General features: G+C 67.6%; 20 protein-coding genes. 9 read left to right on the top strand and 11 right to left on the bottom strand.

The features are described from left to right. Positions 1-280: 280 nt before the first annotated feature. Genes MRBLAR12_RS02395 through MRBLAR12_RS02385 form a run of 3 tightly spaced genes read right to left on the bottom strand, consistent with a single transcriptional unit; the run spans position 281 to position 2,363 of the window. Positions 281-913: an energy-coupling factor transporter transmembrane component T family protein gene (locus MRBLAR12_RS02395; protein ID WP_364743258.1), complete on the bottom strand. Its 633-nt coding sequence runs from the start codon at positions 911-913 to the stop codon at positions 281-283. Then, on the bottom strand, positions 910-1,719 hold the full coding sequence (locus tag MRBLAR12_RS02390; RefSeq protein WP_364743256.1) for an energy-coupling factor ABC transporter ATP-binding protein: 810 nt from the start codon (positions 1,717-1,719) through the stop codon (positions 910-912). The genes MRBLAR12_RS02395 and MRBLAR12_RS02390 overlap by 4 nt, the downstream gene beginning before the upstream one ends. Further along, on the bottom strand, positions 1,716-2,363 hold the full coding sequence (locus tag MRBLAR12_RS02385) for a biotin transporter BioY (protein WP_364743253.1): 648 nt from the start codon (positions 2,361-2,363) through the stop codon (positions 1,716-1,718). The genes MRBLAR12_RS02390 and MRBLAR12_RS02385 overlap by 4 nt, the downstream gene beginning before the upstream one ends. A 314-nt stretch (positions 2,364-2,677) precedes the next feature. On the opposite strand from MRBLAR12_RS02385, the gene MRBLAR12_RS02380 reads away from it, so the two are divergent. Further along, positions 2,678-4,276 carry an ABC-F family ATP-binding cassette domain-containing protein gene (locus tag MRBLAR12_RS02380; RefSeq protein ID WP_229992614.1) on the top strand — a complete coding sequence of 533 codons (1,599 nt, stop codon included), beginning with the start codon at positions 2,678-2,680 and terminating at the stop codon, positions 4,274-4,276. 71 nt (positions 4,277-4,347) lie between these two features. On the opposite strand, the gene MRBLAR12_RS02375 is transcribed toward MRBLAR12_RS02380, so the two are convergent. From MRBLAR12_RS02375 to MRBLAR12_RS02360, 4 genes are read right to left on the bottom strand one after another with little or no spacing between them, the layout of a single operon-like run. Further along, entirely contained in the window at positions 4,348-4,827 is a 480-nt protein-coding gene (locus MRBLAR12_RS02375; protein WP_364743250.1) for a YbaK/EbsC family protein, read from the bottom strand. Positions 4,828-4,830: 3 nt separating this feature from the next. After that, positions 4,831-5,709, bottom strand: a complete 879-nt coding sequence (locus tag MRBLAR12_RS02370) for an SURF1 family protein (protein ID WP_229992612.1) — start codon at positions 5,707-5,709, stop codon at positions 4,831-4,833. Continuing rightward, entirely contained in the window at positions 5,710-6,003 is a 294-nt protein-coding gene (locus MRBLAR12_RS02365; RefSeq protein WP_364743247.1) for a hypothetical protein, read from the bottom strand. Then, on the bottom strand, positions 6,000-6,455 hold the full coding sequence (locus tag MRBLAR12_RS02360) for a DUF3099 domain-containing protein (protein ID WP_229992610.1): 456 nt from the start codon (positions 6,453-6,455) through the stop codon (positions 6,000-6,002). Before MRBLAR12_RS02360 ends, MRBLAR12_RS02365 begins: the two co-directional genes overlap by 4 nt. 149 nt (positions 6,456-6,604) lie before the next feature. Between MRBLAR12_RS02360 and fabG the strand changes: the two genes are divergently transcribed. The 3 genes from fabG (at position 6,605) to MRBLAR12_RS02345 (ending at position 8,845) form a co-directional block, all read left to right on the top strand. Continuing rightward, positions 6,605-7,330, top strand: coding sequence for a 3-oxoacyl-ACP reductase FabG (gene fabG, locus MRBLAR12_RS02355; RefSeq protein ID WP_364743245.1), 726 nt, complete (start codon positions 6,605-6,607; stop codon positions 7,328-7,330). Between the two features lie 169 nt (positions 7,331-7,499). Further along, positions 7,500-7,919, top strand: a complete 420-nt coding sequence (locus MRBLAR12_RS02350; RefSeq protein ID WP_229992608.1) for an Hsp20/alpha crystallin family protein — start codon at positions 7,500-7,502, stop codon at positions 7,917-7,919. A 149-nt stretch (positions 7,920-8,068) separates the two neighbouring features. After that, positions 8,069-8,845, top strand: a complete 777-nt coding sequence (locus MRBLAR12_RS02345) for an SDR family oxidoreductase (protein ID WP_364743242.1) — start codon at positions 8,069-8,071, stop codon at positions 8,843-8,845. Between the two features lie 79 nt (positions 8,846-8,924). Here the strand turns inward: MRBLAR12_RS02345 and serB are convergent, their stop codons facing one another. Next, positions 8,925-9,863 carry a phosphoserine phosphatase SerB gene (gene serB / locus MRBLAR12_RS02340; protein ID WP_364743239.1) on the bottom strand — a complete coding sequence of 313 codons (939 nt, stop codon included), beginning with the start codon at positions 9,861-9,863 and terminating at the stop codon, positions 8,925-8,927. A 132-nt stretch (positions 9,864-9,995) separates the two neighbouring features. Between serB and MRBLAR12_RS02335 the strand changes: the two genes are divergently transcribed. From MRBLAR12_RS02335 to MRBLAR12_RS02325, 3 genes are read left to right on the top strand one after another with little or no spacing between them, the layout of a single operon-like run. Beyond that, positions 9,996-10,781 carry an ABC transporter ATP-binding protein gene (locus MRBLAR12_RS02335; protein WP_364743236.1) on the top strand — a complete coding sequence of 262 codons (786 nt, stop codon included), beginning with the start codon at positions 9,996-9,998 and terminating at the stop codon, positions 10,779-10,781. A gap of 18 nt (positions 10,782-10,799) precedes the next feature. After that, positions 10,800-11,585 (top strand): sulfite exporter TauE/SafE family protein, encoded by a 786-nt coding sequence (locus MRBLAR12_RS02330; protein WP_364743234.1) that lies wholly within the window; start codon positions 10,800-10,802, stop codon positions 11,583-11,585. A gap of 33 nt (positions 11,586-11,618) precedes the next feature. Continuing rightward, positions 11,619-12,434, top strand: coding sequence for a TrmH family RNA methyltransferase (locus MRBLAR12_RS02325; protein WP_229992603.1), 816 nt, complete (start codon positions 11,619-11,621; stop codon positions 12,432-12,434). A gap of 358 nt (positions 12,435-12,792) precedes the next feature. Here the strand turns inward: MRBLAR12_RS02325 and MRBLAR12_RS02320 are convergent, their stop codons facing one another. Both MRBLAR12_RS02320 and MRBLAR12_RS02315 read right to left on the bottom strand, forming a co-directional pair. After that, complete coding sequence (locus MRBLAR12_RS02320; protein ID WP_229992602.1) at positions 12,793-12,951, bottom strand: hypothetical protein; 159 nt, start codon at positions 12,949-12,951, stop codon at positions 12,793-12,795. A 1-nt stretch (position 12,952) separates the two neighbouring features. Next, positions 12,953-13,426, bottom strand: a complete 474-nt coding sequence (locus MRBLAR12_RS02315; protein WP_229992601.1) for a DUF6325 family protein — start codon at positions 13,424-13,426, stop codon at positions 12,953-12,955. 325 nt (positions 13,427-13,751) lie between these two features. On the opposite strand from MRBLAR12_RS02315, the gene MRBLAR12_RS02310 reads away from it, so the two are divergent. Next, positions 13,752-14,009 carry a type B 50S ribosomal protein L31 gene (locus MRBLAR12_RS02310; RefSeq protein WP_018772953.1) on the top strand — a complete coding sequence of 86 codons (258 nt, stop codon included), beginning with the start codon at positions 13,752-13,754 and terminating at the stop codon, positions 14,007-14,009. Positions 14,010-14,148: 139 nt separating this feature from the next. After that, positions 14,149-15,252, top strand: coding sequence for a lipoate--protein ligase family protein (locus MRBLAR12_RS02305; protein WP_364743230.1), 1,104 nt, complete (start codon positions 14,149-14,151; stop codon positions 15,250-15,252). 117 nt (positions 15,253-15,369) lie between these two features. Here MRBLAR12_RS02305 and pepN read toward each other — a convergent pair whose 3' ends face one another. Continuing rightward, a complete protein-coding gene (gene pepN, locus MRBLAR12_RS02300) occupies positions 15,370-18,009 on the bottom strand; it encodes an aminopeptidase N (RefSeq protein ID WP_364743227.1) in 2,640 nt (879 codons plus the stop codon). Between the last annotated feature and the right edge of the window lie 20 nt (positions 18,010-18,029).

Below are 18,029 nucleotides of genomic sequence, written 5' to 3'. Positions count from 1 at the left end.
GACATGTCCGTGCCTTGTTCTGGGGACGGGACATGCCCGTTCTTGGGCGCGAGGAGCGGGCATGGCGGCCCTGTGTCCACTGGCTGCGGCCACGGGAGGGCATGTCCATTGGCCAACCCCGCGGGGCAGCCACTCCGCGGGCAACCTGATTGGGAGATGCCCATTCTTGGGTGCATGGAGCGGGCATGGCGGCCCTATGTCCATTGGCTGCGGCCAAGGGAGGGCATGTCCACTGACCAACTGCACAGGGGAGCCGGGCCGCGCGAGGGCACCCGAGGGGCTATTCCTCCGGGTCCTCCGGCTCACCCAGTCCACGGGCAGCGAGGGCTTCCCCGGTCTGCCGGGCGAAGGCCACAGTACTGATAAAGACGGGCAGCACAAGAGCCCTCGGGTTGCGTTCGAGCCCGCGGGCCCGGGCGGAGTCGCGCACGTCCATGTAGGCCCCGGCAACGAACGGGATGCTGCGGAGCATGATGGCAATGGTCAGGGCGAAGCGTTCCGGGTCCGCACCGAAGCGGCGGAACGGCCGGGCCAGGGACGCCACGCCGTCAAGGAGCGCCTGCACCGGGGTGGTGGCGGTCAGGATTGAAGCCGCGACAACGCAGATCAGGACGTTCAGTACGATCCGCGCGGCGGTCGGTGCGCCCAGCTGCCACCACTGGAAGAGACCGATCGCCACGAGTACCGGAAGGACCGGGCGCACCGCGCGAAACAGCCGGGCCGGACCCGCCCCGCTGAGCAGGAACAGCCCGCACAGCAGCGCCAGCACGGCGGCCGACACGGCCCAGTCGGCGATCAGGAACGACGCCATTCCGCACCCAACGACCAGCAGGAACTTCAGCCACAGCGGCGCCCGGTGGATCAGCGACGAACCCGGCGCATACGCGGCCAGGAGGAATCCGTGGCTGCTCACGCCTGCTCCAGCCGGGCCTGCTCCGGCACGGCCCGCTCAAGCCCGCCGCCCGCCAGCCCGCCGGCCGCAGGCCCCCCGGCCATTCCGCGGCCAGCTGCAGGCAGGCCCGCAGCACTCAGGGCACGGTAGTGCGCGACGGCGGCCGCCGGGTCGCCGTCGAACACCACCTTCCCGTCGTCCACCACCAGGACGCGGTCCATGTCCCGGGCGAGCTCGAGGTCGTGGGTGGACAGAATCACCTGCTGGCGGAGTCCGTCCAGCGTGCGTCGCAGGAGTTCGCGGTTGCGGAGATCCAGCAATGTGGACGGCTCGTCGAGGACCAGCACCTCAGGATCGACGGCCAGGACCGCGGCGAGCGCCAGGAGCTGGCGTTCGCCGCCGGAGAGTTCGTAGATGCTCTGGTCCGCCAGCGGCAGCAGGCCGAACCGTTCCAGGACTGACTCCGTGTGGGCCCGGCGCTCTGTGGCGTTGCGGAACGATCGCCGCAGGGACAATTCCACATCCTCGCGGCCGGTGGGCATGACGAGCTGGGACAGCGGATCCGTGAAGACAAAGCCCACACGCCGTCGGACCTCCCGGACCGCGCGGACGGTATCGGCGCCGTCAACCCGCACAGTGCCCTCGCTGGGTGCCACGAGCCCGTTGAGGAGCCGCAGGAGGGTGGACTTGCCCGAGCCGTTGGCCCCGATAACGCCGATCCGCCGTTCCGTAAGGTCCAGCGAAAGTTCCTGGAGCAGCGTCTTGGGTGCGGGGCGGCCGTCAACCGACACCCGCACCGTCACGCGGTCCAGGACAATGATGCTCACGGGCGGGTGTCAGCCGTCCGGACTCGGCGGAGCAGCAGATCCGGGAAGGCCTTGTGCAGGGCCAAGGCGATGCTGACGGCCAGGACGTTCTTGATGATGTCGCCGGGATAGAACGCAAGATCGGCAAGGAAGGCTTTGGAGAAGTCAAGCTTGGCGTTGACCATCATGCCCAGGATGCCCAGGCCGTGGATGAAGACGATGCTGCTCACCATGGCGGCCGCGAACAGGAGGATGCCACGCAGTTTGCCGGTGCGGTTGGCGGTGCGGGCCAGCACGACGACGGCCAGCCAGCCTACCGCTGTGGCGGCCAGCAGGAACCCGATGATGTAGCCGGCGGAGGGGCCGGCGAGGACGCCCAGCCCGCTGCGGCCGCCGCTGAAGATCGGCAGGCCCGCGAAGCCCAGGAGCAGGTAGAGGCCGACGGCGGCGAAGGCGCGGGCCGGGCCGAGGGCCAGCCCCGTGAGCATGACGGCGAGGGTCTGCAGCGTGATGGGCACGCCGAGCCCGCCCACGGGAATGGCGGCGATCAGCGCCGAACCCGCCACAAGGGCGGCGAAGACGGCGATGAGCCCAAGGTCGGTGGCATTCCAGCGGCTCCGGCGGCGCGGGGTCCTGGCTGTGGCGGGATGGTCGGTTTGCGTCATGGCGTTCCTGTCGGATGCTGCTGCGGATATCGGACTTGTGATATCGACTGTACGGTCGCGGCGGGGCGGGTTTTTTGTAGGCGCCCCACTAAGGGGCGGCCCGGAAGCTGGAGGGCGTCGCCAATGAACCCGGCCAGCCGCCTGCATCCGCATCGCGCCGGCGGCTGGCCGCTGCCATGTGGGCCCATGTCAGGGAGAAGGGGCCGTGCCGGTAGACTTGTACAGGCCGTGCTCTCGCACCGCCCTGCCCCGGCCCCGCCCAGACTCCACCCGTTGTGCCGCGGCGTTCCCTGTTGTGAAAGGCCTTAGCTGCATTGATTACCGTCCAGGATCTCGAACTGCGCGCCGGCGCCCGCCTCCTCATGGACCAGGTGAGCTTCCGGATCGACAAGGGAGACAAGATCGGCCTGGTCGGCCGTAACGGTGCAGGCAAGACAACGCTGACCCGGGTCCTCGCGGGCGAGGGCCTGCCCGCCGCGGGCAAGGTAACCCGCACCGGCGAAATCGGCTACCTGCCGCAGGATCCGCGCACGCCGGACATGGAGCAGCTCGCCCGGGACCGTATCCTGTCCGTCCGCGGCCTGGACATTGCCGTGAGCAAGCTCCGTCTGGCCCACGAAGAAATGGCCAGCGAGGACGCCGCGGTCCAGCGCAAGGCGATGAACCGCTATGACCGGCTGGAATCAGAGTTCCTGGCCGCCGGCGGCTATGCGGCCGAAGCCGAGGCGGCAGCAATCTGCTCGAACCTTGCCCTGCCGGACCGGCTGCTGAACCAGCCGCTCAAGACCCTGTCCGGCGGACAGCGGCGCCGTGTGGAGCTTGCGCGCATCCTGTACTCGGATGCCGAAACCATGCTCCTGGATGAGCCCACCAACCACCTCGACGCCGATTCCATCTCCTGGCTCCGTGAGTTCCTCAAGAACCACCAGGGCGGGCTGATTGTGATCAGCCACGACACCGAACTGCTCGAAGCGACTGTCAACAAGGTCTTCCTGCTGGATCCCAACCGCGCCCAGATCGACTTCTACAACATGGACTGGAAGCGCTACCTGACCCAGCGCGAAACGGACGAGCGCGCCCGCAAGCGTGAGCGCGCCAACGCGGAGAAGAAGGCCCAGGTCCTGATCGACCAGGCCAACAAGATGCGCGCCAAGGCCACCAAGGCCGTCGCCGCGCAGAACATGGCCAAGCGTGCCGAGCGTCTGCTGGGCGGCCTCGAGGCCGTGCGCGCGACCGACCGCGTGGCAGCCCTGCGCTTCCCCGATCCGTCACCCTGCGGCAAGACCCCGCTCACCGCGGATGGCCTCAGCAAGTCCTACGGCTCGCTGGAGATCTTCACCGACGTCGACCTCGCGATCGACCGCGGCTCCAAGGTGGTCATCCTGGGCCTCAACGGCGCCGGCAAGACCACCTTGCTGCGCATGCTCGCCGGCGTCGACAAGCCGGACACCGGCGAAGTCGTTGCGGGCCACGGCCTGAAAGTGGGCTACTACGCCCAGGAGCACGAGACGCTCGACGTGGACCGCACGGTCCTGCAGAACATGCGCTCGTCCGCCCCGGACATGAACGACGCGGAAGTACGCAACATTCTGGGCTCGTTCCTGTTCTCCGGTGACGACGTCGACAAGCCCGCCGGTGTGCTTTCCGGCGGCGAGAAGACCCGACTGGCGCTGGCCACCATTGTGGCCTCAAGTGCGAACGTGCTGCTCCTCGACGAACCCACCAACAACCTCGACCCTGCCAGCCGCGCCGAGATCCTCGGGGCCCTGAGTAACTACACCGGCGCCGTGGTCCTCGTGAGCCACGATGAGGGCGCCGTCGAGGCGCTCAACCCGGAGCGCGTGGTCCTGCTGCCCGACGGCATCGAGGACCACTGGAACGAAGACTACCTGGACCTGATCACGCTGGCGTAGGGCGCGGGGCCCGCCGCATCCGGGGGCCGTTTTCAGAGCTCAGGACCGCCCGCAGCTGCGAGTCACCTGGATCAGCGGACGGGCATCTCTTCTGCGCCCGTGATCCGCTGGAGGTCTTCGTAGCCGATCGAGAACATCGAGTTGTGGTCTCCGGCTCCTGCCCACAGCACACGGTGGACTGACAGGGATTCGTCCAACAGGGTCCGGATCTTCTCCGGGTGGCCTACCGGGGCTACGCCGCCCACTTCCTGGCCGGTGTGTTCGAGGACGAACTCGGGGGAGGCGCGGCGGATCTTGCCCGAGCCCAGCTGTTCGGCGACCTTGTGGACGTCCACCTTGGCAGCGCCGCTGGCCAGGATCAGCAGTGGAGCGCCCCCAAGGTCGAACACCAGGCTGTTGGTGATCGCCGCGACGTCGCAGCCGAGCGCCGCGGCCGCTGCGGCCGCCGTCGGGACTTTTGAATCGAACACTGTCACCGTGTCTTTGGCGCCCAGGGCGGTGAGGGCGCGTTTGACGTTAGCCACCGGTCCGGGGAAGGCATCAGGGCTCACCGCTCAGAACCCCTGGGCGTCGAGGATGGCGTCTTCCTCTTCTTCCGCCGTCGCGTTCCTGCGCTTGCGCGGAACGGGACGGCGCCGCACGGCCGGGCCGCTGGAGTGCAGGTACACGCCTTCGGCAGCCTCGGCTTCTGCGTCCTCCGCGTCAATCGCGGCGTTGCGGGCCTGCTGCCGGGCGGCGTAGCCGAACCCGACGAACATCAGCACGCCGAATGCGAACCACTGCAGCGAGTAGGACAGGTGCGTGCCTTCATCGGTGGACGGCTTGGGGAACGGGAACGGCATGTCCTGCACCGACGGCGACTCGGAGGCCAGCTGCCCGTAGGCGCCCGTGAGCAGCGGATAGCCCAGCTGCGCGGAATAGGCGGCGAGGTCGATCGAGGCCAGTTGGCCGTCAGGGGCGCCGCGCTGCAGCTCGGGCTCCGACGGCTTGAGGCGGGCAACCACTGTTACCGGACCCTGCGGCGGCGCAGGCACGGAGTCGGGCCGGCCCGGGGTGTTGTTGCCGATGGGCAGCCAGCCGCGGTCAATCACCACGGTTTCGCCGGACTCGAGCTTGAACGGAACCACCACCTCGTAGCCGGGCTGGCCGTTGAGCGGGCGGTTGCGGACGATGCGCTGGCCGGCGACGTCGTAGCTGCCCCTGAGTTCCACCTGGGTCCACTCGCGCTCCGGGTTCAGCCGGCTGAACTGGTCCCGGACATCGGCGAAGGGCACGGCGTCGGCGGAATAGTTGGAGACCACCCGGTTGATCTCGGCCAGGGTTTCGGCGCGACGGTCCATCTGCCATCGGCCCAGGCCAACGCAGCCGGCGGCGAAGATCGCGGCCAGCAACAAGTACCCCAGCCACTTACTGGAGAAGAGAAAGCGGTACATTCAGCCGATCCTGCCTGACGGGTCGAGGGGGGCTGTCCCTGCGGAAAGGGGGGCTGTTTCTGCGCTGAGGGCCACGGTCTCTTTCCACAGTCCGCGCGTCTGGAGGTAGTCTTCAAGCCAGGCGCGGTGCTCACCGCACGCCAGCCAGATCTTGCGCCGCTCCGGGGTGTGGATCTTAGGGTTGTTCCACAGCAGCTGCCATTCCGCCGCCGCGCGGCAGGCCTTCCGTGAGCAGACGGTGCCGGGGCCCGCGGCGGTGCCGCCACCGTGCCCGGCCAGGTCAAAGAGGTTCATGAAGCTGCCCGTCCGTGGTCGTCATCGTCATCGTTCTCATCATCGATCAGCTCGCCTTCCAGCAGCGTCCCCGAGCCGTCATCGCCGTCGGCCGGGTAAGCCTCGGCCGCGCCCGTGGGGGCCGGGGCATCCAGCTCGGCGAGCGGAACGTAGTCCAGCAGGGAATCACTATGGATTTCCGCTTTGTCGCTGCCGTTGGCGATCACTACCGCAACCCAGGGCAGGAAGACGGCCCCAAGCACCGGGATGAGCTTGAACCAGCCATCCACGACAAAAATCAGGATCAGGCAGACCATGCGGATGCCCATGGCGACGGCGTACTTGATCATCCGTTCGCGCATCTCGTCTGAGTGCGCAGCGGCGGCGTCGGTGATGCTGTGCACCTCGGTACCGCCGGACTCGGCGTCCGGCCTCCCGGGCACATGCGCACCGGGTCGGTTTTTGAGTGTCACGGCTGTCAGATCACGCTCCCAAGGCTTACTTAGATTCTCTCACCATCGGCGGAGCCGCCCAAACGGATGCGAACCGGGCGCTAAGATCGGAGGCAGGAAAAATCCAGCCCCCAGCGCGGCCCTCCCTGCCGCAGAACCCGGAGCCCCATATGTCTGACACACCCACCACCGGCCGCAGCGTTCTGATCACCGGCGGAAACCGGGGGATCGGCTTGGCCATCGCCGAGTCTTTCCTGGCCAACGGCGACAAGGTAGCAGTGACTTTCCGCAGCGCCTCGTCGCTGCCCGAGGGCATCCTCGGCGTCAAGGCGGACGTCACCGACGAAGCTTCGGTCGACGCTGCGTTCGCGGAAGTCGAAGCCGCCCACGGTCCTGTGGAAGTACTCGTAGCCAACGCCGGCATCACCAAGGACACCCTCCTGATGCGCATGAGCGAAGACGACTTCACCTCGGTGATCGACACGAACCTCACGGGCGCCTTCCGGGTCATCAAGCGCGCGTCCAAGGGCATGATCCGGGCGCGCAAGGGCCGCGTGGTGCTCATTTCCTCCGTCTCCGGCCTGTACGGCGCGCCGGGCCAGATCAACTACTCTGCCTCGAAGGCAGGCCTGGTGGGCATCGCCCGGTCGCTCACCCGCGAGCTCGGCGCGCGCGGGATCACCGCGAACGTGGTCGCGCCCGGCTTCATCAACACGGACATGACGGCCGAGCTGCCCGAAACCACGCAGAAGGACTACCTGACCAAGGTTCCCGCCGGCCGCTTCGCCGAGGCCTCCGAGGTCGCCAACGTGGTTCGCTGGATCGCCAGCGACGAGGCGTCCTACATTTCGGGCGCGGTCATTCCGGTCGACGGCGGCCTCGGAATGGGCCACTAGCCCCGGGCAACGCCGGACGCGGCGGACAGCGGACGACGGCGGTATCCGACGTCTCCGCTGTCTGCCGCGCCGGGCCTTTTTGCCCTTGGCACCGGAACGCCGGGAGCGTGTAATGGGCTCACAGCCCCCGACCATGCCACGGCAGGGGCGTGAGCGCAGGAGGAAAATCATGAGTGATCTCAGCAAGTGGACGCCCTCGGACATGCTGGAACCGGTCCGGCGCTTCCTTGACGGTGATCTGTCCATAGCGCCAGGGATCAAGATCGAACAGTTCCAAGAGGGCAGCACCCTCGTGGTCCGGGCGGAGGTGCCGGGGATCGACCCCGACCAGGACGTCGACGTCTCGGTCAGCGAGGGCATGCTCCATATCGCGGTGCAGCGGCAGGAAGCGTCCGAGCACAAGAGCAAGGCCGGCTACCGCTCGGAGTTCCGTTACGGCCGGTCCGCCCGCAGCATTGCGCTGCCCGCAGGGGCGAAGGAAGAAGATATCACCGCCACGTACAAGGACGGTGTCCTGGAAGTCCGCGCACCGGCTCCCGAGGTAGTGACGGGGGAAACTACCAAGAAGATCCGGATCGACCGCAGCTGACCAACCGCCGGCGCGCTCCGGCCATGACACGTCGGAACTACACCGCCGGGGCTTCTTTGTTGATGCTGAACAACTGCAATGGTGCGATCCGCTGGCATGATGGATGGCAGACCCACAGTGTTTGGACGTTTGGAACAAAAGGAGCTCGTATGGGACTGCTGGATAACAAGACTGCGATCGTGACCGGTTCGTCGCGCGGAATCGGCGCCGACGTCGCCAAGATTCTGGCTGGCGAAGGCGCGGCCGTCGTCGTGAACTACCGCCAGAAGGCGCCGCGCGCCAACAAGGTCGTTGCGGAGATCGAAGCCGACGGCGGCCGTGCTGCGGCCGTCGGGGCGGACCTGACCACCCAGGAAGGCGTCCAGGCCCTGGCCAGCGCCGCCATGGAGAACTTCGGCTCCCTTGATCTCCTGGTCCTCAACGCCTCCGGCGGCATGGAGACCGGGATGGAAGAGGGCTACGCGCTGAAGCTGAACCGCGACGCCCAGGTGAACATGCTCAACGCCGCCGTGGCGCTCATGCCCGAAGGCTCGCGCGTGGTCTTCGTGACCAGCCACCAGGCCCACTTCATCGACACGGTGCCCACCATGCCCGACTACGAGCCCGTGGCCCGCAGCAAGCGTGCCGGCGAGGACGCACTCCGCGCGCTGGTTCCGGCATTGGCGGACAAGGGGATCTCGCTCGTGGTGGTCTCCGGCGACATGATCGAGGGCACCGTCACGGCCACCCTGCTCGACCGGTCCAACCCCGGCGCCATCGAGGCCCGCCGTGCCGAAGCGGGCAAGCTGTACTCAGTCAAGGAATTTGCCGCGGAGGTCGCCAAGATGGCCACCGCCGACGTCGAGACGGGCCACACCGAGTACGTCGGCGGCGCGGATTATTTCGATAAGACCGCAGATAAGACCGCCGACAAGAGCTCCAGCTAGGCGCAGACCGCCGAGATGGCGCGTCGCGGCAGTGTTTACCTAAAACATTGCCGCGACGTGCCATCTCGCGGTTAACGCATCAGACCCCCGCGATGTACCGCACGGCGTCGAGATAGGGGAGGTTGACGGCGGCGTCCGCGGCAGCACGTACGGCAGGCTTCGCGTTGAAGGCGATGCCGATCCCGGCGGCGCCCAGCATGTCGAGGTCGTTGGCGCCGTCTCCCACGGCAATGGTGTGTTCCATCGGGATGCCCTCGGCAGCGGCCCACTCGCGCAGGTACTTCTCCTTGGCCGCCCGGTCGATCACGTCGCCGAGCACCTTGCCGGTCAGCGCGCCGTCGACGATTTCGAGTTCATTGGCGATCCAGTGGTGCAGCCCGAGGTCCTCGGCGATCGGCCGCAGGATCTGGTTGAACCCGCCGGACACCACGGCCACGGCATGGCCGGCGGCCTGGAATGCCGCTACGAGCTCGGCGGCGCCCTCGGTCAGCCTGACCTCGGCGCGGACCGACTCGACGACGCTGGCCGGCAGTCCGGCGAGCACAGCCACCCGGGCGTGCAGGCTCTGGGCGAAGTCCAGCTCGCCGCGCATGGCCGCCTCGGTCACTGCCGTCACTTCCTCGCGCTTTCCGGCGTACGCGGCCAGGAGCTCGATCACTTCCTGCTGGATGAGGGTGGAGTCCACGTCCATGATCAGGAACTTCCGCGGCGCGCTGCGCAGTGCCGCGGGAACCAGCGCCGTGTCCACACCGTCGATGCCGGAGTCCGCCAGCGCACGGCGCGGCCCCTCCAGCCGGGCTCCCGAAACCGCGTCGGGGATGGGACTTTCGGCTTCCGGCGCGCCGTCCAGTTCGGCCTCCAGCGCGCAGTCCGCCGCATATACCTCGAAGCGCCCGTCGCCGGCGCGGGTTTCGGCACCGACGCTCAGCCCCGCGGCCGTCAGGAGCGAACGCAGCCGCTCGATCTCGGGAAGGGACAGTTTCAGGCCGTAGCTCACTGCGGTCACGTTCGAACTCATGGCTTCAATCCTAGCGAGCAGGCGTTGGACGGCCCGAATTCGTTGCGCCCGGGCCGGCGCCGCGTGACGCCCCACGGCAGCGCGCGGCGCCGGTTATCAGTCGTCCGCTTTTTTGTCCTAGTGTCTACTCCTATGAGTGATGTTCTTGAAATGGCCGGCGTCAGCGTTGTACGTGGGGCTAAGACGCTCCTGGACAAGGTGGACTGGCAGGTCAAGGAAGGCGAACGCTGGGTGATCCTCGGACCCAACGGCGCCGGCAAGACCACACTCCTCCAGCTGGCCGCGGCCCGGATCCACCCGACATCCGGAATGGCCGGCATCCTCGAGGAAGTCCTCGGCGCAGTCGACGTCTTCGAGCTCCGCCCCAGGATCGGCCTGTCCTCCGCTGCGCTGGCCAGCCAGATCCCCGAGCACGAGAAGGTCCTCAACGTGGTGGTCACCGCCGCCTACGGTGTGACCGGCCGCTGGCGCGAAGGCTATGAGAAGAACGACGAGCGGCGCGCCTTTGGCCTGCTGAACGAGTGGGGGATGGGCCCGCTGCTGAACCGCCCCTTCGCCTCGCTTTCCGAGGGGGAGCGCAAGCGCGTCCAGATCGCCCGTGCCCTCATGACAGATCCTGAGCTCCTGCTCCTGGACGAGCCGGCCGCCGGGCTCGACCTCGGCGGGCGCGAGGACCTGGTCCAGCGCCTGAGCGAACTCGCCCGCGACGACGCCGCCCCCGCGATCGTCCTCGTCACCCACCACCTCGAAGAAGTGCCGCCGGGATTCACGCACGCGATGCTCATGCGCGACGGCGGCGTGGTGGCCTCCGGTTCGCTGCCGGAGGTCCTCACTGCCGAAAACCTGAGCAAAACGTTCGGCCTGCCGCTGGATGTCACCGTCAACGCCGGCCGGTACACCGCGACCGCCAGCCACTGACGGGTCCACTGACCCCGCGTGGAGCTCCTCAATAGCGCCTTCATTTTCTTCGCCGGGCTGTGGGCGGGCACCATCAACAGCGTCGTCGGATCCGGCACCCTCGTCACCTTCCCGGTGCTGATCGCCCTGGGCTATGCCCCCGTCACTGCCTCCATCAGCAACGCCATGGGGCTCGTGGCCGGCAACGCCACCGGCGCCTGGGGCTACCGGAAGGAGCTCGAAGGCCGCGGCCGGCAGTTGCTCCGGCTTCTGCCGGCCTCGCTGCTGGGCGCCGTTACCGGCGCGTACCTGCTGCTCCACCTGCCCGAGAAGGTCTTCTACTACGCCGCCCCTGTCCTGATCGTGCTGGCCCTGCTGATGGTCGTCTTCCAGCCGAGGCTGCAGCGGTGGGTGAAGAACCGCGAGGAAAACCCTGGGCACGCCATCCGGGACCGCCGCCACGGTGTCCTGCTTGTAGCGCTTGTGTACCTGGCCGGCGTCTATGGCGGCTACTTTGTCGCGGCGCAGGGCATCCTGCTGGTTGGCATCCTGGGCGTGTTCATGACGGGGACCATCCAGAACGCCAACGCGATGAAGAACTTCCTGGTCCTGGGCGTGAACGTGATCGCCGCTTGCTCCTACCTTTTGTTCGCCTTCGACCGGATCGACTGGGGCGTGGTCGGACTGATCGCCGTGAGCTCACTGATCGGCGGCGTGATCGGCTCCAAGGTGGGGCGCCGGCTCTCCCCGGCGGTCCTGCGCGGGGTCATCTTCGCCCTGGGCCTGGTGGCACTGGGGTTCATGATCGCCAACCTGTTCAAATAGCCCCCACGAATAGCCTCCGGAAATGACCTGCCCGTGACCATGTACTTTCTCGAATCCGCCGACGACCCGCGGGTTTCCGACTACACGCAGCTCACCGACGTGCACCTGCGCAAAGTCCGGGAACCGGCCGAGGGCCTCTACATCGCCGAGTCCTCCCGCGTCCTGCGCCGGGCGCTGGCCGCGGGGCACCGGCCGCGGTCCTTCTTCCTTGCCGAGAAATGGGCCGAGGACCTGGCGGATGTCTTTGAGCGGTACCCGGATGTCCCGGCGTATGTCGGCTCCGCGGCGCTGCTGGAGGAAATCACCGGTTTCCACCTGCACCGCGGCGCCATGGCCGCCATGCACCGGCCCGCCCCGGTGCCGCTGGCAGAACTGCTCGCCGGAGCCCGCCGGGTTGCCGTGCTGGAGGACATCGTCGACCACACAAACGTCGGCGCCATCTTCCGCTCGGCCGCGGCCCTGGGTGTGGACGCCGTCCTGGTCTCGCCACGGTGCGGTGATCCGCTCTACCGCCGCAGCGTGCGGGTCAGCATGGGCACCGTGTTCCAGGTGCCGTGGGCCCGGCTGGAGGACTGGGCGGAAGGCCTGACCTCGCTGCAGGAGCAAGGCTTCACCGTGGCCGCCATGGAGCTCACGGACGACGCGGTGGATCTCGACGTGCTCGCGGCCCGCCGCCCGGAGCGGCTGGCCCTGGTGCTGGGCACGGAAGGCGCGGGCATGAGCGCAGCGACCCTGGCCGCCGTCGACCTCGCCGTGAAGATCCCCATGCGCCCGGGCGTCGATTCGCTCAACGTCGCCGCTGCGTCGGCGGTAGCGTTCTGGGAGCTCCGTCCGAAGGACTCCCAATGATGCCGTCAACGGATTTTGGCGGTGCCGCTCTCGTTCTCCCGGCCACGCGGCCGGGAGAACTTGGGAGCTTTTAGTCCTTCTTGCCCGGGTAAGGCCCCCAGTCCTGCTCGGGCAGTTCGGCAGCTGCGGCGGGGAGGCTGTCCAGGCCCTCGGACTGGCCCGGGTTCCCGTGGAAGAACACTCCGGCGTTGACCGCTTCGAAGCTGGCGTCCTGTCATCGTCGGGAAGACCCGGAGAAGTGGCCGGTTCGGAATGCCTCGCGGCTTCCGCCTGCTGGGGGAAGTGCGTCAGGTGGGGGTGCGCATGACCCCAGAAGGGTCATGCGCACCCGCGTGTGCCGGGAGCCGGCTCTGTGGTGTCAGTCGCGCCGGTCCTCCCGCCGGTCGCCGCGGTCGTCCTGGCGGTCGTCCCGCCGGTCCTCACGGCGGTCGCCGCGACGGTTTATCCCGTGGGCGACGACAACGGCCCCGCCAACGGCGGCGGCGGTCCTGCGCCTGCGTCGTGCTGCCAGTGGCATGTCAGGCTCCTTCCTTTGCTTCTTCCGATGACTGGGCTTCGGCGTCGGCCTCGAAGGCGGCGATGACGGCCTGGGTCGGGATCCGGCCGCTGGCCACGAGTTGGCCGCCGGCCTTGCGGATGGCCGCGCCGAAAGGGGCCGCCCACTGGTTTTCCCAGACCAGCACCGCGGCGGAGTGGCCGGGCTCGATCGTCTCGGCCAGGTCCATGACGTCCTGCTCAGAGAGCACCATGGCCAGGTCGGCCTCGGCCATGCGCACCTCGCCGAGCTCGCTCGGGTCGAGGTCGGAGATTTCGGCCGTCTCGAGCGTGCCATCGTCGGTTTTTCTCAGGAACACCATGTCGAGCACCCTGATGAGGTCGCGCTTTACCAGGTCCTCCAGGAACGGGGCGAGCTGACCCTTACCGAAGTCGGGACCGGGGAACTCCACGACGAGCCAGTCCACCGGCCCTAGTTCATCCAGTGTCTCAGCCATACTGATGACCTCCGTTTCTCAATCGGGTACAGGCAATCCGACGGATAGCCGCAGTTCCATCCTGTGCCCGGGTGGGTTGCGGCGCCTCACCCGCGCCGGGTGAGCTCACGCATCAGCCCCGGGCATGGCCTGGATGTGGGGTGTGCTGGGATTTCGCGTGACTGAGGCCAAGCACTGCTGCGCCGCGCTGACGTGCACCGATGGTGTTCGTCAGTGGTCCGGCTATCGGCTATGCTTGATAGCTGGCCGTCCGGTGATTTCCGCCAGCCATCCCATTCATACCTGGCAACTGGCAAAATCCAGTTGTGCGAACAAAGGTCCAATTATGAAGTCTAATACCCACCCGAAGTACGAAGCTGTTGTTTTCAACGACCTGGCTTCCGGCGTCAAGTTCCTGACCAAGTCCACCGTGTCTTCTTCGAAGACCATCGAGTGGGAAGACGGCAACACCTACCCGGTCATCGACGTCGAAATCTCCTCTGAGTCGCACCCGTTCTACACGGGCAAGCAGCGCATCATGGACTCCGCAGGCCGCGTCGAGCGCTTCAACGCTCGCTTCAAGGGCTTCGGCGGCAAGAAGTAAGCTTCTTCCCCAAGGTCTGATGGAAAGCCCGCACCGGCAACGGTGCGGGCTTTCTGCGTCTCTGCCGGTGTTCCGGTTTCGCGTTTTCGTGGTTTCGCAGTTTCCCGGATTCCCGGCTGCATGGGGCAGGATGGATGTCATGACATCCCATCCCGTGGGCACCGCTCCCAGCACTGACGAGAACGCCGGCCGTCACCACGGCGAGTACAAGGTCCCGGGTGGCAAACTCGTGGTGGCCGATTTCGACGTCGTGGACGGCGCACTGGCCCACGTCTCGGTGAGCGGGGACTTCTTCCTGGAACCCGACGAGGCGCTGCCGGAGATCAACCGGGCGATCACCGGGCTGCCCGTCGACACCAGCGCCGCCGACATCGCGGACGCCGTGACGGCGGCCCTGCCCGAAGGCACCGTGCTGTTCGGCTTCTCCGCCGACGCCGTCGCGGTCACCGTCCGCCGCGCCCTGGCGAAGGCGACGGGCTGGGCGGACCACCATTGGAACATCATCGCCCCGTCCGTCCTGCCCACCCACGTCAACGTCGCCCTGGACGAGGTCCTGACCGAGGAAGTCGGCGCCGGGCGGCGCAACCCCACCCTGCGGTTCTGGGACTGGGAGGAGCCGTCAGTGGTGATCGGCAGCTTCCAGTCCGTCCGTAATGAACTCCACCCCGAGGGGGTGGCCCGGCACGGCATCAGCGTGGTCCGGCGGATCAGCGGCGGGGGAGCGATGTTCATGGAGGCCGGGAACTGCATCACGTACTCGCTCTACCTGCCGCAGACCCTCGTGGACGGCATCAGCTTCGCGGACTCTTACCGTTTCCTGGACGCCTGGGTGATGGCGGCCCTGGAAAAAGTCGGCATCAGCGCCTTCTACGTGCCGCTCAACGACATCGCCACGGAGCACGGCAAGATCGGCGGGGCCGCGCAGAAGCGGCTCGCCAACGGAGGGATGCTCCACCACGTCACCATGAGCTACGACATCGACGCCGAGAAGATGGTGGAGGTGCTGCGGATCGGCAAGGAGAAACTGTCCGACAAGGGCACCAGGAGCGCCAAGAAACGCGTGGATCCGCTCCGCCGCCAGACCGGCATGGCCCGGGCCGAGATCGTCGCAGCCATGATGGACGTCTTCGCCGAACGCTACGACGCGACACCGTCGGTACTCACCGACGCCGAGCTTGAGGCCGCCCGCCGCCGCGTGGGGGCCAAGTTCGGCACCGCGGAGTGGCTGCACCGGGTTCCCTAAAGAACCCGCTCCTTAAACACCATCGATTGCTCCCCACCGGCCCCCTCGCCTCGCAAGCTCGGCCAGGGCACCCTGCCGGCGTGGGCCCAGCCGCGTTTTCAGCCGTCAAAAGGGCGGTTACGGAGCAGTCGATTGTGCTATGGCCGGTGCCGTCAGCGCCTGCGCCTTGAGGGAACGGTGCAGGTGGCTGCGCTGTTCGATGATGATCCGGCGCAGGGCGCGCGGCGCGTCGGGGTGGGCGGCCAGCCAGTGGTCGGTGCGGACAATCACGGCGTGGGTCTCGGGCGTCCCGCCGCGCCCGTCGAGATCCTGACCTGCGGGATAGAGGCCGCGGACAATCCGGCTGGCGATCTCAATGCTCCGGTCCGCCCAGACCTGCTCGAGGGACTCGAAGTACGGGTCAATGAACCCGGCCAGCAGCGAGGCCGCGCCGGTATTGAACCCGGAAATGGTGGCGCTCAGGAGCTGGTTGGACAGCCCCGTGCCGTGGACGGCGGCCTCCCAGGCTGCCGCCTTGACGGACGCCTCGGGGCGGGCGGCCAGGGCCGTGGCGTGCCCGGACTTCCCTGCCGCCGTGTTGTCCCGGGCGAGCTCCTGGTCCAGCTCCTCCTGTGAGGCCTGGCCGTTGGCGGCCAAGCCATGCCAGAGATTCCAGCGCAGTTCGGCGTCAACAGCGAGACCGTCGATCACGGTGCTGGCGTCCAGGATGCCCCGGAGCAGGTCGAGCCGGCCGGCGTCGTAGCGGCTGGTCGCGGCGAGGGTTCTGGCCCAGGCCAGTTGCTGGTCGGAGCCCGGTGCCGCCGCCTGCAGCTGTTCCGCGGCAGTGGTCAGGAAGCCGCGGCGCGCGGCGTCCCGCTGGCCCCGGGGTACGTAGCGTTCGATCGCCGTCGAGGCGTTGCCCAGCACGTTGAGCAGGACCCCGATTCCCGGTTCGGCGGGGCCGAAGCGCTGGACGGCGTCGACGTAGAGGGCGGCCGGTGTAACGGCATCACGGGCCGAATCCCACAGCGCCGTCCAGCACAGCGCCCGCGTCATGGGGTCCGTCAGCTTGTCCAGGGAGCCGCGCACAGTGGCCTCGGAGTGCCGGTCAAGCCGGACCTTGGCGTAGCTGAGGTCCTCGTCGTTGACCAGCAGCAGGGCGGGCCGTGCTTTGCCGGCCAGTTCGGTCACGTCGGTCCGGGCGCCGCTGACATCGGTCTCGACGCTGTCCGTGCGGACCAGTGCGCCGGCGTCGTCAAAGTCATAGAGCCCGATCCGGAGCCGGTGCGGCCGGGGCTCCTGCCTGCCGGTGGCGGGATCAACGGCGTCCTGCAGGACGGCGACGGAACTGAGCGCGTCCCCGTGCTCGGTGATCTCACTGGAGAGGGTTGAGATGCCGGAGGTCTGGAGCCATTGGCGGGCCCATTCGCCGAGGTCGCGTCCGGACGCCGCGCTCAGTGCCGCCAGCAGCTCAGCGAGGGTGGTGTTGCCGTAGGCGTGGTCCCGGAAGTACTGGCGGGACCCGGCAATGAAGGCCTCGAACCCGACGTAGGCCACGAGCTGCTTGAGCACCGACGCGCCCTTGGCGTACGTGATGCCGTCGAAGTTCTGTTTCGCGGCCTCCAGGTCCGGGATGTCGGCAACGATGGGGTGCGTGGTGGGCAGCTGGTCCTGGACGTAGGCCCACGACTTGCGGTTGTTGGCAAAGTTCACCCAGGCCGTGTCCCAGTCCGTACTCCGGTCCACGCCGAGGGTGCCCATGTAGTCGGCGAAGGATTCCTTGAGCCACAAATCATCCCACCACTTCATGGTCACGAGATCGCCGAACCACATATGCGCCATCTCGTGCAGGAGCGTGTTGGCACGGGCCTGGTACTGTGAATCGGCGGCCCGGGAGGTGAAGACGTAGCTTTCGGTGAACGTCACCAGACCGGGGTTTTCCATGGCGCCGAGGTTGTACTCGGGCACGAAGGCCTGTTCGTATTTGCCCCACGGGTAGGGGAAATCAAAGAGCTCGTTGAAGAAAGTCAGCCCGTTCTTGGTGAGGCGGAACAGGGCATCGGCGTCGAAGGACGCGGCCATGGAGGCGCGGCAGTAGAGCGCCAGCGGCACATCCAGGACCGTGCAGTCGCCGAGTGTGCCGCTCCAGGCGTCCTCGGCCCTGAAGTACGGTCCGGCCAGGACAGTGGTGATGTAGGTGGACATCGACTTGGTGGGGGCGAAGTCCCAGCGGCTCGTGGCGGGATCGGAAGTTAGTTGGGTGCGCAGCACGTCGGCGCCGTTGGAGGACACCTGCCACTCGGAGGGGGCCATGACGTGGAAGGTGAACTCGGCCTTCAGGTCGGGTTGCTCGAAGTTGGCGAACACCCGGCGGGCGTCGGCGGGTTCGTATTGCGTGTAGAGATAGCACTGGCCGTCGGCGGGGTCGACGAAGCGGTGCATGCCCTCACCGGAAGTGCTGTAGAGCGCTGTCCCGGTGATGGTGACCTGGTTCTCCGGCTGCAGGTTCTCGAGCCGGATCCGGGAACCGTCCACGACGTCGGCGACGGCGAGGCCTTTGCCGTTGAGGAAGACGCTGTGCACGCTGTCCGCGATGAAGTCCACGAAGGTCGATGCCCCGGGTTCGCTGGCCGAGAAGGAGATGACGCTGCGGCTTGTGTAGCCGGCGACGTTCGGGTCGGCTGCCTGCCGGACGTCGAGGGAGACGTCGTAGCTGTGCGTGGTAATGAGAGCGGCACGGACCGCGGCCTCGTCGCGGCTCAAGTTCTGGTTTGACACCCAGCTATCTAATCACGGGA

This window comes from Arthrobacter sp. LAR12-1-1.1, assembly GCF_040676555.1.
In the GTDB taxonomy this organism is placed as follows: domain Bacteria; phylum Actinomycetota; class Actinomycetes; order Actinomycetales; family Micrococcaceae; genus Arthrobacter.
Note: the sequence above shows the minus strand (reverse complement) of the source record. Positions and strands in the feature narration are given on the sequence as shown.